This window comes from Comamonas antarctica (genome assembly GCF_013363755.1).
Classification (GTDB): Bacteria; Pseudomonadota; Gammaproteobacteria; order Burkholderiales; family Burkholderiaceae_C; genus Comamonas; species Comamonas antarctica.
The window spans coordinates 44,949-57,657 of sequence record NZ_CP054841.1; the positions used below are offsets into that span (position 1 = coordinate 44,949).

At 70.5% G+C, this 12,709-nt stretch carries 13 protein-coding genes; 10 read left to right on the forward strand and 3 right to left on the reverse strand.

Translation table 11 applies throughout. The annotated features are described in order from the left end of the window. Positions 1-188 precede the first annotated feature (188 nt). From HUK68_RS19645 to HUK68_RS19655, 3 genes are read left to right on the forward strand one after another with little or no spacing between them, the layout of a single operon-like run. The gene (locus HUK68_RS19645; RefSeq protein ID WP_175505946.1) at positions 189-1,481 is read left to right on the forward strand and encodes an FAD-dependent oxidoreductase; all 1,293 of its coding nucleotides are present in this window, start codon (positions 189-191) and stop codon (positions 1,479-1,481) included. Beyond that, positions 1,478-1,864 (forward strand): RidA family protein, encoded by a 387-nt coding sequence (locus HUK68_RS19650; protein ID WP_175505947.1) that lies wholly within the window; start codon positions 1,478-1,480, stop codon positions 1,862-1,864. The genes HUK68_RS19645 and HUK68_RS19650 overlap by 4 nt, the downstream gene beginning before the upstream one ends. A gap of 58 nt (positions 1,865-1,922) precedes the next feature. Next, a complete protein-coding gene (locus HUK68_RS19655; protein ID WP_175505948.1) occupies positions 1,923-2,624 on the forward strand; it encodes an SDR family NAD(P)-dependent oxidoreductase in 702 nt (233 codons plus the stop codon). Between the two features lie 31 nt (positions 2,625-2,655). Here HUK68_RS19655 and HUK68_RS19660 read toward each other — a convergent pair whose 3' ends face one another. Next, positions 2,656-3,834, reverse strand: coding sequence for a citrate synthase (locus HUK68_RS19660; RefSeq protein WP_175505949.1), 1,179 nt, complete (start codon positions 3,832-3,834; stop codon positions 2,656-2,658). Between the two features lie 111 nt (positions 3,835-3,945). Here HUK68_RS19660 and HUK68_RS19665 point away from each other — a divergent pair, with 111 nt between their 5' ends. The 4 genes from HUK68_RS19665 to HUK68_RS19680 all read left to right on the forward strand — a co-directional run bounded on the left by HUK68_RS19665 (position 3,946) and on the right by HUK68_RS19680 (position 7,488). Continuing rightward, complete coding sequence (locus tag HUK68_RS19665; RefSeq protein WP_175505950.1) at positions 3,946-4,899, forward strand: 2-hydroxyacid dehydrogenase; 954 nt, start codon at positions 3,946-3,948, stop codon at positions 4,897-4,899. A gap of 13 nt (positions 4,900-4,912) precedes the next feature. Continuing rightward, the gene (locus tag HUK68_RS19670; RefSeq protein ID WP_175505951.1) at positions 4,913-5,653 is read left to right on the forward strand and encodes a fumarylacetoacetate hydrolase family protein; all 741 of its coding nucleotides are present in this window, start codon (positions 4,913-4,915) and stop codon (positions 5,651-5,653) included. Continuing rightward, positions 5,650-6,414, forward strand: a complete 765-nt coding sequence (locus tag HUK68_RS19675; protein WP_175505952.1) for an SDR family oxidoreductase — start codon at positions 5,650-5,652, stop codon at positions 6,412-6,414. Before HUK68_RS19670 ends, HUK68_RS19675 begins: the two co-directional genes overlap by 4 nt. A gap of 99 nt (positions 6,415-6,513) precedes the next feature. Continuing rightward, positions 6,514-7,488, forward strand: a complete 975-nt coding sequence (locus HUK68_RS19680) for a Bug family tripartite tricarboxylate transporter substrate binding protein (protein WP_175505953.1) — start codon at positions 6,514-6,516, stop codon at positions 7,486-7,488. 1 nt (position 7,489) lies between these two features. On the opposite strand, the gene HUK68_RS19685 is transcribed toward HUK68_RS19680, so the two are convergent. Both HUK68_RS19685 and HUK68_RS19690 read right to left on the reverse strand, forming a co-directional pair. Continuing rightward, positions 7,490-7,999 (reverse strand): Fur family transcriptional regulator, encoded by a 510-nt coding sequence (locus tag HUK68_RS19685; protein WP_175505954.1) that lies wholly within the window; start codon positions 7,997-7,999, stop codon positions 7,490-7,492. Positions 8,000-8,039: 40 nt separating this feature from the next. Beyond that, on the reverse strand, positions 8,040-8,807 hold the full coding sequence (locus HUK68_RS19690) for an SDR family NAD(P)-dependent oxidoreductase (protein WP_175505955.1): 768 nt from the start codon (positions 8,805-8,807) through the stop codon (positions 8,040-8,042). Between the two features lie 109 nt (positions 8,808-8,916). Here HUK68_RS19690 and HUK68_RS19695 point away from each other — a divergent pair, with 109 nt between their 5' ends. From HUK68_RS19695 to HUK68_RS19705, 3 genes are all read left to right on the forward strand, one after another. Then, complete coding sequence (locus tag HUK68_RS19695; RefSeq protein ID WP_175505956.1) at positions 8,917-9,822, forward strand: LysR family transcriptional regulator; 906 nt, start codon at positions 8,917-8,919, stop codon at positions 9,820-9,822. Positions 9,823-9,931: 109 nt separating this feature from the next. Next, complete coding sequence (locus HUK68_RS19700) at positions 9,932-10,402, forward strand: (2Fe-2S)-binding protein (RefSeq protein ID WP_175505957.1); 471 nt, start codon at positions 9,932-9,934, stop codon at positions 10,400-10,402. Continuing rightward, positions 10,403-12,706, forward strand: a complete 2,304-nt coding sequence (locus HUK68_RS19705; protein ID WP_175505958.1) for a xanthine dehydrogenase family protein molybdopterin-binding subunit — start codon at positions 10,403-10,405, stop codon at positions 12,704-12,706. Positions 12,707-12,709: the final 3 nt, after the last annotated feature.

Below are 12,709 nucleotides of genomic sequence, written 5' to 3' on the forward strand. Positions count from 1 at the left end.
ATTGCGGCGCGCGCTTGCCGCCCGCACGAACGCCCGGCACCGGCGCCTCGCACGGGATGCAATAATTTGCGTATTCGCAAATCCTTGCTCTACACTTGCGGCGCCCGCAGCTTGCGCGTCAAGACCGCAGGCAACCGTGCCCGCGCTGCTGCGCCGGGCTCCTTGATGCACCGTGAAGTGGTTTCTTGATGAAAGTCCTGGTCATTGGCGCCGGCGTGGTCGGCACCTGCACGGCGCTGGCGCTGCGCCGGCGCGGCCATGAAGTGATGCTGCTCGACGCTGGCGCGGAGCCCGCGACCGGCGCCAGCCATGCCAACGCCGGGCTGATCTCGCCCGGCCACTGCTTCAGCTGGGCCGAGCCGGGCATAGTCCGCGTGGCGCTGCAGTCGCTGCTGGGCAGGAGCGACGGCCTGGGCATCTGCGCGCCGCTCAGTCCCGCGCTGTGGCGCTGGGGCTGGCTGTTCGCGCGCGAGGGCACCGAGGCGCGCTGGCTCGAGAATTCACGTGCTGCACTGGCGCTGTCGGCGTACTCGCGCGACTGCCAATTCCAGCCCCAGGCCCTGCCGCCCGAGACCTATGGCGGCCGGCATGCGGGCATCGTCTACCTCTATGGTGCCGCGGACACACCCGGCGCGCACGACGCCCGCCTGCTGCAGGCCGCTGGCGAGCCCTTCGAGACGCTGGATGCACCAGCGCTGCTGCAGTGCGAGCCGCTGCTCGAAGCCAGCGCGATCCGCTTTGCCAAGGGCGTGTTCAGCCCGCGCGACGGCACCGGCGATGCGGCGCGCTACGCGCGTGCGGCGCTGGCGGCCTTCGAGCAGCTCGGCGGCATTGCGCGCTGGAGCGAGCGCGTGCAGCAGGTGCTGGTGCGCGCCGGCCAGGCCGTGGGCGTGCGCACCGACCGCAACGAGCACCGCGCCGATGCCGTGGTGGTGGCTGCGGGCCTGCAGTCCCGCGCTTTGTTGCGTCCCTTGGGCATCGACCTGCCGATCTTTCCCGTCGCCGGCTACTCCATCAGCTATGAAAACGTCGCCGGCGCGCTGCCCACGCGTGGCGCGGTATCGATTGCGCACAAGATTGCCTGGGCCTCGTTTGCGCCGCGCAGCGTGCGTTTCACGGGGTTTGCCGATGTCGGCACGCCCGACGCGGCGCGCCGCGCACGGCGCTTTGCGGCGCTCGATGCCTTTGCGCGCCAGATCATGCCGTCGCTGGCGGGCGCGCAGCGCCGCCAGTGGGTGGGCGCGCGGCCGATGACGCCCGACAACCTGCCGTTTCTCGGCGCCAGCGGCATGCCGGGGCTGTGGCTCAACTGCGGCCATGGCGCCATGGGCTGGACCATGGCGCATGGCTCGGCGCAGACGATTGCCGACCTGCTCGAAGGACAGGCAGCGTGCCTGGACCTGGCGCCCTATCGCGCCCGCCGTTATCGATGGCTTGCCCGGCGCGATGCCGCGGCCAACCCCAAGGAGCTTCGTACATGACCGCTGTCACCCACTATCCCGCCTCCGGGCCGTTTCCCTTTTCCAGCGCCGTGCGCGCCAATGGCTGGGTGCTGCTGTCAGGGCAGATTCCGTTCAACGCCGAGGGCAAGCCGCATGCAGGCGATATCGGCGCACAGACCCAGGCCGTGATGGACAGCGTCTGCCGCACGCTGGAGCAGGTCGGCAGCTCGATCCACGATGTGGTCAAGGTCAATGTGTGGCTCTCCGACCTGGCCGACTTTGCTGCCTTCAACGCGGTCTACGCGGGCTACTTCGATGGCGGCAAGTACCCGGTGCGCAGCCTGGTGCAGGCCGGGCTGGCGTTCAACGTCAAGGTCGAAGTCGAGGTGCAGGCGCTGGACCGGCAACAAGCCGGCCACTGACCCGGCCTGGCGCGGGCCGCGCTGCGGCTAACATCGGGGCCACACAAGGAGACAGGCAATGAACCAGAACCCGCAGACCGTGCTCATCACCGGCGCCGCCGGCCATCTCGGCCGTGCCGTGGCCGCGCATTTCCGCCAGCGCGGCGCGCGCCTGGTGCTGCTCGACCGCGATGTGCAGGCGCTGCAAGCGGACTACGGCAGCGACACCGGCGTGCTGCTGGCCCAGGTCGATCTGATGGACCGCGCCGCCGTGGCCGCCAGCGTGCAGCAGGCCTGCGCGCATTTCGACGGCCTCGACAGCGTGTGCCACCTTGCGGGCGGCTTTCGCATGGGCGAGGCAGTGCATGAGACCTCGGCGCAGACCTGGGACTTTCTCATGGACCTGAATGCGCGCACGCTGCTGAATGTGGCCGCGGCGGCCGTGCCGCAGCTGCTGGCGCGCGGCGCGGGGCAGGTCGTCACCGTGGGCGCGGGCGCGGCGCTGCGCGGCACGGCGCAGATGGGCGCCTATGCGGCCTCGAAAAGCGCGCTGATCCGCCTGACCGAGTCGATGTCGGCCGAACTCAAGGAGCGCGGAATCAACGTCAACTGCGTGCTGCCCTCGATCATCGACACGCCGGACAACCGCAGCGCCATGCCCGACGCCGACCACGGCAGCTGGGTCGCACCCGCGGCGCTGGCCGATGTCATCGGCTTTCTGGCGTCGCCCGCGGCGCGCGCGCTGCATGGCGCAGCCATCCCGGTGCTGGGCCGGGTCTGAGTAGCGGGCGCATACCGGCAGGCCGGCCGCCTCAGGGCGAACGCGGCGTCGCGGGCGCCAGCTGCGGCACCACCCCCACATAGCGCCCGCGCGGCCGGATCACCTGCGCCACGCCCAGCTGCTCGAGGCTGTGCGCCAGCAGGCCGATGCTGCGCGCCGTGGCAAACAGGCTGAACGCGGCGTCCTCGGGCAAGCGGTGCTGCGCCACCAGCGCGGCCAGCGCGACGTCGATGTTCGGCTGCAAGCCGGTGAGCCGCGTGACCTGCGCAATGAAGCGCGCAATTGCCTCGGGCGGCTCGAAGCGCGCCAGCAGCGCCGCGGCGCGCGGGTCGCCGTCGGCATAGATCGGGTGGCCGAAGCCCGCAAACGGCAGGCCGGCCGACAGATGCTGCTCCAGCACCTGCTCCGCACCCTGGCGCTCGACGTCGGCAAACAGCGCCTGCACCCGGCCCGACGCATCGCCATGCAGTGGACCCGACAGCGTGGTCAGGCCGGACAGCAGGCACGCCGGCAGCGAGGCCCCGGTCGAGGCCGTGATGCGCGCCGCAAATGCCGAACTGGTCAACTCATGGTCGACCAGCAACACCATCGCCGTGCGCAGCAGTTCGGCCACCTGCGGCGATTGCTTCCAGCCCTGCGCGAAGCGCAGGTGCAGCGGCGCGCTGCCGGGCGCGGCGCCAAAGGACGCGGCCAGCTGGCCCACCAGCGCCTGGCTTTCGCTGTGCAGCACGCGCGTGAGACGCCCGCGCGTGGAGTGGCCCGTGGCCGCCAGGCCGGCCAGCGCGGTAAAGGCCTGCAGCCGGCCGGCGGGCGCAGCGCGCCGGGGCCCGGGCCCTGCGCCCGGCGTGAAGTCCACGGCTTGCTGCGCGTCCCACAGCAGCCGCGCCACGTCTTCGAGCGTGGCCGTGTCCGCCAGCGCCACGGCATCCTGGCCGCGGTAATACGGGCGGCCGCGAAAGAACGCCGTGAGCGCCGTTGGAATGCTGGGCTCGGCGCCAAACAGCGTGTTGGCGGCCAGCGTCTCGTGCTTGCGTCCCGCCTCCTTGCGTTTCGCCAGCCCGGCCACGTCCTCGGCGCGGTACAGGCTGCGGCGCGTATCGGCCGGATCGGGCATGACCTCGATCTTGCCGCGGCTGACATAGGCATAGACGGTCTGCGGCCGCACGCGTAACTGGGCACAGGCCGCGTTCATCGAGATCCAGGAGGCCATGGGAAAACACCTATGCATTTATATATGTTGATTTTATACATCAATATTGACCCATGGATCAATGGAAAACTAGGATGGGTCCATCGCTAGAACACTTCCCTCCTCCGTGCCATGAAGCCCCAAGTCCTGCAACTCAATCCGATCCTGGTTCCCGCCATCAACGAACAATTGGCCGCGCTCTACACGGTGCACAAGCACTATGAGCTGCAGGACCCGCGGGCCTGGCTGGCCGCACACGGCGCGTCGATCGACGCGGTGATCACCGGCGGCCATACCGGCATTTCGCAGGCCCAGCTCGCACAGATGCCTGGCCTCAAGGTGGTGGCGATCAACGGGGTCGGCACCGATGCGGTCGACCTGGCCTATTGCCGCGCACGCGGCCTGCCGGTCACGGCCACGCTGGGCGCGCTGACCGAGGATGTGGCCGATCTGGCCATCGGGCTGCTGATCGCGGCCTGCCGCAACCTGTGCGCGGGCGACCGCTTCGTGCGCGCCGGCCAGTGGGAGCTGCAGCCGCAGCCCAGCGCGCTACCGCTGGCGCGGCGCTTCAGCGGCATGCGCGTGGGCATTGTCGGCATGGGCCGCGTGGGCCGCGCGGTGGCGCAGCGCGCCGCGGCGTTTGGCTGCGACATCGGCTACACCGACCTGCGCGCCATGGACGATGTGGCGCACCGTTTTGTGCCCGAACTGCGCGCGCTGGCGCACCAGTCCGACGCGCTGGTGCTGTGCGCAGCCGCGGACCAGGCCGAAGGCATCATCGATGCCGCGGTGCTTGACGCGCTCGGGCCGCGCGGCTTTCTGGTCAACGTCGCGCGCGGCCGGCTGGTGAACGAAGCCGATCTCACGGCCGCGCTGCTCGCGGGCCGCATTGCCGGCGCGGGCCTGGATGTGTTCGTCGACGAACCGCGCGTGCCGCCGGCCCTGCGCGCGTCGGAGGCGGTGACGCTGCAGGCGCACCGCGCCAGCGCCACCTGGGAGACGCGCACCGCGATGGGCGAGATGGTGCTGGCCGGCATTGCGCAGGCGCTCGCCGGCGAACGTCCGGCCATGAGCCTGACCACCTGAACCCAGGCCGGCCATGACGCACTTCATCCTCCCGCCACCCGCGCCGGCGGCCCTGCGCGTGGCCGGCAGCGCCGCGCTGTTTCCGGTCGCGCGCGTGTTCTGCATCGGCCGCAACTACCGCTGGAGCGCGGATGAGGCCGCACCCGCCGCGATGCCGGCCTGGTTCATGAAACCCGCCAGCGCGCTGATGGCCGCGCACGGCGAATTGCCCTATCCACCCGGCACGCAGGATCTCTGCCACGAGATCGAGCTGGTCGTGGCCATCGGCCGCGGCGGGCGCGACATCGACCCCGCGCGGGTGTGCGAGGAGCATGTCTGGGGCTATGCCGCGGGCCTCGATCTGACGCGGCGCGACCTGCAGCAGCAGGCCAAGCGCAGCGGCGGGCCCTGGGAGCCCGCCAAGGCCTTCGACCATTCGGCGCCGTGCACGCCGCTGGTGCCGGCCAGCGCCTGCGGCCACCCCGGCCACGGCGCGATCTGGCTCGAGGTCAATGGCCTGGCGCGCCAGCGCGCCGATCTGTGCGCGCTGCTGTGGCCGGTGCCGCAGCTGCTGGCCATGCTCTCGCGCTCGGTCACGCTCCTGCCCGGCGACCTGGTTTTCACCGGTACGCCCGCGGGCGTAGGGGCGCTTTGGCCCGGCGATGTCGTCACCGGCGGCGTGGCCGGCATCGGCGAATTTTCCATGACCGTGGGCGCCGTGCCTGGCCCGGCCCGCCGCGACCTTTCTTCGACCCACCAGGAGCTTGTGCCTTGAACCTTCCCCCCTCCGAACGCATCGCGCTGGTCACCGGCGCCGGCAGCGGCGTCGGCCGCGCCGCCGCGCTGGCCCTGCTTGAAGACGGCTGGAGCGTCGTGCTCGCGGGCCGCCGCGCAGAGCCGCTGCAGGCACTGGAAAGCGAAGCCGCGGCGCGCGGGCAGACCGCGCTGGCCGTGCCCACCGACGTCACCCAGCCGGACAGCGTCGAAGCGCTGTTTGCCGCCATCGAGCAGCGCTTCGGCCGGCTTGACCTGCTGTTCAACAATGCCGGCGTCAACGCCCCGGCGCTGCCGATCGACGAGCTGCCGCTGGAGCGATGGTTCAGCGTGCTCGACACCAACGTGACCGGCATGTTCCTGTGCGCGCGCGCCGCCTTCGGGCTGATGCGCCGCCAAATGCCGCAGGGCGGCCGCATCATCAACAACGGCTCGATCTCGGCGCACACGCCGCGCCCGTTCACCGCGCCCTACACGCTCAGCAAGCATGCGGTCACGGGTCTGACGAAAGCCCTGGCCTTGGACGGGCGGGCCTGGAACATCGTGGCCAGCCAGATCGATATCGGCAATGCGCTGACCGAGATGTCCGAGCGCATGACGCGCGGCGTGCTGCAGGCCGATGGCAGCACCGCGCCCGAGCCGATGATGGACGCCCGCCATGTCGCCGACGCGGTGCGCCATGTCGCCGTGCTGCCACTGGCGGCCAACATCCTGAACATGACCATCATGGCCAGCGCCATGCCCTTTGCGGGGCGTGGCTGAAGGCCGGGGAAAGCGCGTGAAGCGCGCGTAGTGCCGCGGGGCGCGCTGCCGCCCGCAGCACTGGAGAAGACCGAGAAAAACCACCACCGGAGACAAATCATGCAACGCACCACCCTGCTCAAGCTTCTGGCGCTGTCGACCACCCTGGCGCTGGCGCCGACCCTGGCCGCGGCCCAGGCCTACCCGGCGCGGCCCATCAAGATCATCGTGCCGGCGCCGCCCGGCGGCGCCATCGACACCATCGCGCGCGTCGTCGGCGACAGGATCGGCGCCTCGATGGGCCAGGCCGTCGTGGTCGACAACCGCCCCGGCGCCTCGAACAACCTGGGCACCGAAGTGCTGGCCAAGTCGGCGCCTGACGGCTACACCATCGGCATCGTCGGCGGCAGCCACAACATCAACAAGTACCTGTTCAAGAACCTCGGCTGGGATCCGGAAAAAAGCTTCGAGCCCATCGTCTACACCCATGAGGTGCCGCTGGTGTTCGCGATCTACCCGCAGATTCCCGCCAAGACGCTGCCCGAACTCGTGGCCTGGATGAAGGCCCACCCGGCGGACGCCAAGGTGGCGACGTCGGGGCGCGGCAGCGCGCAGGAGATGGCCGCCGAGATGTTCCGCCTGGCCAGCGGCGCGCCGATGCTGCTGGTGCCCTACAAGGGCTCGTCGGCCGCGCACCCCGACCTGCTGGCCGGGCGCACCGTGCTGTATATCGACACCATCAGCGCCATCCAGGCCCAGGCCAAGGCCGGCAATGTGCGCGCGGTCGCGGTGTCCACACGCCAGCGCAGCAAGTCGCTGCCCGATGTGCCGACGGCCAGCGAACAGGGCTTCAGGGATTACGACGCCAACTCGAACGGCGGCTTCCTGGCGCCGGCCGGCACGCCCAAGGCCATCGTCGCCAGGCTCAATGCCGAGATCAACGCCGCGCTCAAGCTGCCCGACGTGCGCAGCAAGCTCGAGGCCGCGGGCATCGAGATCCAGGGCGGCACGCCGCAGGAATACGCGGCGCTGATCAAGTCCGATCTCGACAAATGGGGCAAGGTGGTCAAGCAGGCCGGCATCCAGCCGGACTGAACTACGCTGGCCCGGCGCCGGGCGCCTTGCGCGCGCGGCGCGCGGGTTTCGCGGCCGGCGCGGCGGGCATGGCGGCCACGGCGGGCGCTTCGCGACTGCCGGCTGCCTGGCAACGCGCGCAGTCACCATGCAGCTCGACGGTGGACTCCTTCATCCGAAAGCCTGCGCTTCTCGACCAGCCCTGCAGGCGCTGCTCGATGGCGCTGTCGGAGAATTCGTCGACATGGCCGCACTGGTCGCAGATTGCAAACACCACCAGCCCCTGCGCGTGCGCATGCGGATGGGCGCAGGCGACAAACGCATTCATGGTCTCGACGCGGTGCACCAGCCCATACTCGATCAGCTTGTCCAGTGCGCGGTAGACCTGCTGCGGCGCGCGCAGGCCCTCGCCCTGCAGGTGCGACAGCAGCGCATAGGCGCTGGCCGGCGCGTCCTCGCGCGCCAGCGCACCGAGCACCAGGCTCTGGTGCCGGGTCAACGCAGGAGTGGGCGGGTGGGTGGCTGGCGGCATGGCGTGCGGATGTTATGCAGTAACAGCCGCCGAGTTTAGCTCAGAGCATCATGCCGCCCGAGACCTCGATGCGCTGGCCCGTGATCCAGCGGTTGCCGTCGGACAGCAGCGCGGCGACGGCGCCGCCGATATCGTCGGGCAGGCCGACGCGGCCCAGCGCCGTGAGGCCGCGCAGGTGCGCATTCACCTGCGCGTTGTCGCGCACCGTGCCGCCGCCGAAGTCGGTTTCAATCGCGCCCGGCGCGATGGTGTTCACCGTGATGCCGCGCGGCCCGAGCTCCTTGGCCAGATAGCGCGTCAGCACCTCGATGCCGCCCTTCATCATGGCGTAGGCGGCGTAGCCCGGAAAGCTGAAACGCGCCAGCCCTGACGAGGTATTGACGATGCGCCCGCCGTCGGCGATCAAGGGCAGCAGTTGCTGCGTCAGGAAGAACGGGCCCTTGAGATGGACATCGGCCAGCAGATCGAACTGCGCCTCGGTGGTCTCGGCAACCGCTGCCGTGAAGCCCATGCCCGCGTTGTTCACCAGATAGTCGAAGCGTTCGCGCTGCCAGGTGTCGGCAAGGGCGCGCCGCACCTGGCCGGCAAACGCCGCAAAGCCCTGGCTGCCGCCGACATCGAGGCGCAGCGCCACGGCGCGGCTGCCCTGGGCCGCGATCTGCGCGACCAGTTCGTGCGCCGCGGCGGCGTTGTCTTTGTAGGTGAGGATCAGCTGCACGCCTTGTGCGGCCAGATGCAGCGCGGCGCTGCGGCCCAGTCCGCGGCTGGCGCCGGTGATCAAGGCAATGCGGGGAGAAGCGGTGGTCATGGGAAATCTCGCTGGCGGGTGGAAGAAGGCTTGACTCTAGGTGTTCTGCGCCAGCGGATAAACACGCAAATACCTATTACACTGTCCACTCAATCCATACAATCGCGCCATGGATCTCCACGCGTTACGCATCTTCTGCCGCGTTGCCGCGCTGGGCAGCTTCACCCAGGCCGCGCAGCAGTTGGGCCTGACCAAAAGCCGCGTATCGGCGGCCGTGCAGCGGCTCGAAGTGCAGCTGGGCACGCGCCTGCTGCAGCGCACCACGCGCCAGGTGCGGCTGACCAGCGATGGCCAGCAGTTTCTCGCGCGCTGCGAGGCGCTGCTCGCCGATGCCGAGCAGCTGCAAGCCATGTTCCAGCCCGCGGCCAACGGCCTGCGCGGGCGGCTGCGCATCGATCTGCCGCATGCGCTGGCGCGCGACCTGATCATTCCGCGCCTGCCGGAATTCCTCGCCGCCCATCCGCTGCTGCAGATCGGCATCAGCACCAGCGACCAGCGCGTGGATCCGGTGCAAGACGGCTTCGACTGCGTGCTGCGCATCGGCACGCTGGCCAGCACCGAGCTGATCGCGCGGCCGCTGGGTGCGATGGCAATGTGCAATCTCGCCAGCCCGGCCTATCTTGCCGCGCACGGCACGCCGCGCTGCCTCGCCGATCTCGACCGGCATAGTCTGGTCCACTATGCGGGCACGCTGGGACTGCAGGGCGCGGGCTGGGAGTACCGCGACGGCGCGCAGAACCGGGTGCACCCCATGCGCTGCAGCCTGGTGGTCAATGGCACGGATGCGTACCAGGCGGCCTGCCTGGCCGGGCTGGGCCTGATCCAGGCGCCGCTGCGCGGTGCGCAGCATCTGCTCGACCAGGGACGGCTGGTCGCGGTGCTGCCCGAGTTCACGCCCGCGCCGATGCCGGTGGCGCTGCTCTATCCGCACCGCCGGCAGCTCGCGCCGCGCGTGGCGGCCTGCCTGAACTGGATGGCCGGGGTGCTCGCGCCGCAGCTCGATGCCAGCCCATGAATACTGACTGGGTCTATTAGCTGCACTAATGAACGACCCGGCAAATAATGCGGCCTCCGGTGCGCGCAGCGCGGCGCGCCCTCCCCCTTCATTTCGCCAGGATCCCGCCATGACAAGACTGCAAGTCAACGGTCAAGCCAAAGACATCGATGTGCCCGAAGACATGCCCTTGCTCTGGGTGCTGCGCGACGAGCTCGGCATGACCGGCACCAAGTTCGGCTGCGGCATGGCGCTGTGCGGCGCCTGCACGGTGCATGTCGATGGCGCGCCGGTGCGTGCCTGCGTCACGCCGGTCTCGGTGGTCGCCGGGCGCGCCGTGGCGACCATCGAAGCCATGGCGCAGGACCGCGTCGGCGCTGTCGTGCAGCGCGCCTGGGTCGAGAACAACGTGGCCCAGTGCGGCTACTGCCAGGCCGGCCAGATCATGAGCGCCGTGAACCTGCTCAAAACCACGCCGCAGCCCAGCGACAGCGAGATCGACGAAGCCATGAGCGGCAATATCTGCCGCTGCGGCACCTATGCGCGCATCCGCGCCGCGATCCAGCAGGCCGCCGGCCGGCTGGCACGGGGAGGCGTGTAAATGAGCGCCCTCTTTCCTGTCTCGCGCCGCGGTTTCCTGCAAGGCGGCCTGGCCGCGCTGACGTTGGCCGTGGGCGCCGACGGCCTGGTGCGCAGCGCCAGCGCCGCCGAAGCCAAGCCCGCGAAGTATGGCGCCGACACCATGCCCGGCGGCACCGTCGACAATCCGCTGGCGTTTGTCTCGATCGCCAGCGACGGCACCGTGACCATCGTCGCGCACCGCGCCGAAATGGGCACCGGCGTGCGCACCAGCCTGCCGATGGTGGTGGCCGATGAGATGGAAGCCGTCTGGGAGCGCGTGCGCATCGTGCAGGCCGAAGCCAACGAGGCGCGCTATGGCAACCAGAATGTCGACGGCTCGCGCAGCGTGCGCCACTTCCTGCTGCCGATGCGCCGCGTCGGCGCGGCCGCGCGCCAGATGCTCGAGGCCGCGGCCGCCGCGCACTGGTCGGTGCCGGTGGCCGAAGTGCGCGCCGTGCAGCACGCGGTGCTGCATGCGCCCAGCGGGCGGCGCCTGGGCTATGGCGAACTCGCGGCCGCCGCGGCCCGCTTGCCCGTGCCCGCCGCCGATACGCTGCGGCTCAAGGCACGCGCCGAGTTCCGCTACATCGGCAAGGGACAGGTGCGCGCCACCGACCTCGAAGCCATCGGGCAGGGCCAGGCGAGCTATGGCATGGACCTGCGCCTGCCGGGCATGGTCTATGCGGTGGTGGCGCGCCCGCCGGTGCTGGGCGGCAAGCCCAGGCGCGTGGATTCGTCCAAGGCCCTGACGGTGCCAGGCGTGCTGCAGGTGGTCGAGATCCCGGCGCTGGCCGGTGCGCCCGGTTTTCAGCCGCTGGGCGGCGTGGCCGTGGTGGCACGCAATACCTGGTCGGCGCTGCAAGGCCGCGCGGCGCTGGAAATCGACTGGGACGACGGGCCCAACGCCGACTACGATTCGGCGGCCTATCGCCAGACGTTGGAGGCGGCGGCACGCGCACCGGGCAAGACCATGCGCAATGCCGGCGATGCCGCGCGCATCTGGTCCGACGCGCCCGAGAGCGCGCGCTTCGCGGCCGAATACCATGTGCCGCATCTGGCGCATGCCTCGATGGAGCCGCCGGTCGCCACGGTGTGCCTCCAGGGCGGGCGCGCCGAAGTCTGGACCTCGGTCCAGAACCCCGCGGCCGCCCAGTCGGCGGTGGCGGCCCGGCTCCAGCTCAAGCCCGAGCACGTCAAGGTCCATGTACTGCTGCTGGGCGGCGGCTTCGGGCGCAAGTCCAAGCCCGACTTCGTCGACGAAGCCGCGATCGTCGCCCAGGCCCTGCCCGCGGGCACGCCGGTCAAGCTGGTGTGGACGCGCGAGGACGATCTGCAGCACGACTATCTGCATACCGTATCGGTGGAGCGGCTCGAAGCCGTCATGGACGACAGGGCCCAGGTCCAGTCGTGGCTGCACCGCAGCGCCGCGCCGACCATTGCCTCGCTGTTCAGCGTGGGCGCCAAGGGCCAGCAGCTGTTCGAGTCGGCGATGTCGGCCATCAACATGCCCTACCGCATTCCCCATGTGCGCGTGGAAACCGCCGAAGTCGCGGCGCACACGCGCATCGGCTGGTTCCGCTCGGTGGCCAACATCCCGCATGCGTTTGCCGCGCAGTGCTTCATTGCCGAGCTCGCGCACCGCGCGGGCCGCGACCACCGCCAGTTCGCGCTCGAGTTGATCGGCCCGGCGCGCAGCATCGACCCGACCACGCTGGGCGACAGCTGGAATTACAGCGAGTCGCCCACGCTCTACCCCTATGACACCGGCCGGCTGCGCGGCGTGATCGAGGCCGCATGCCAGGGCGCGGGCTGGGGCCGCAGCCTGCCCCCGGGCCATGGCCTGGGCCTCGCGTTCTGCTACAGCTTTCTGAGCTACACCGCGACGGTCGTCGAAGTCGCCGTCGATGCGCAGGGCGAGATCAAGGTCGTGGCCGTCGACATGGCCATCGACTGCGGCCCGCAGATCAACCCCGAGCGCATCCGCGCCCAACTCGAAGGCGGCGCGATCATGGGCCTGGGCCTGGCGCTCAGCAGCGAGATCAGCTTTGCGCAGGGGCGCGTGCAGCAGAGCAACTTCCACGACTACGAAGTGCTGCGCCACGCGGCCGCGCCGCGCGTGCTGCGCACCCACCTGGTCAACGACAACCACGCGCTGCCGCCGGGCGGCGTGGGCGAGCCGCCCGTGCCGCCCGTGGCGCCGGCGCTGTGCAATGCCATCTTCGCCGCCACCGGCGAGCGCGTGCGCAGCCTGCCGGTGCGCCGGCTGGAACGCCCAGCGCGCTGAGCT

Excerpts from the sequence above, each read along its gene's own strand:
- HUK68_RS19665 (WP_175505950.1), top strand. The coding sequence starts at position 3,946 with ATGAAGCCCCAAGTCCTGCAACTCAATCCGATCCTGGTTCCCGCCATC.
- HUK68_RS19680 (WP_175505953.1), top strand. The coding sequence starts at position 6,514 with ATGCAACGCACCACCCTGCTCAAGCTTCTGGCGCTGTCGACCACCCTG.
- HUK68_RS19655 (WP_175505948.1), top strand. The coding sequence starts at position 1,923 with ATGAACCAGAACCCGCAGACCGTGCTCATCACCGGCGCCGCCGGCCAT.
- HUK68_RS19705 (WP_175505958.1), top strand. The coding sequence starts at position 10,403 with ATGAGCGCCCTCTTTCCTGTCTCGCGCCGCGGTTTCCTGCAAGGCGGC.
- HUK68_RS19650 (WP_175505947.1), top strand. The coding sequence starts at position 1,478 with ATGACCGCTGTCACCCACTATCCCGCCTCCGGGCCGTTTCCCTTTTCC.
- HUK68_RS19695 (WP_175505956.1), top strand. The coding sequence starts at position 8,917 with ATGGATCTCCACGCGTTACGCATCTTCTGCCGCGTTGCCGCGCTGGGC.
- HUK68_RS19685 (WP_175505954.1), bottom strand. The coding sequence starts at position 7,999 with ATGCCGCCAGCCACCCACCCGCCCACTCCTGCGTTGACCCGGCACCAG.
- HUK68_RS19670 (WP_175505951.1), top strand. The coding sequence starts at position 4,913 with ATGACGCACTTCATCCTCCCGCCACCCGCGCCGGCGGCCCTGCGCGTG.
- HUK68_RS19700 (WP_175505957.1), top strand. The coding sequence starts at position 9,932 with ATGACAAGACTGCAAGTCAACGGTCAAGCCAAAGACATCGATGTGCCC.
- HUK68_RS19660 (WP_175505949.1), bottom strand. The coding sequence starts at position 3,834 with ATGGCCTCCTGGATCTCGATGAACGCGGCCTGTGCCCAGTTACGCGTG.
- HUK68_RS19690 (WP_175505955.1), bottom strand. The coding sequence starts at position 8,807 with ATGACCACCGCTTCTCCCCGCATTGCCTTGATCACCGGCGCCAGCCGC.
- HUK68_RS19645 (WP_175505946.1), top strand. The coding sequence starts at position 189 with ATGAAAGTCCTGGTCATTGGCGCCGGCGTGGTCGGCACCTGCACGGCG.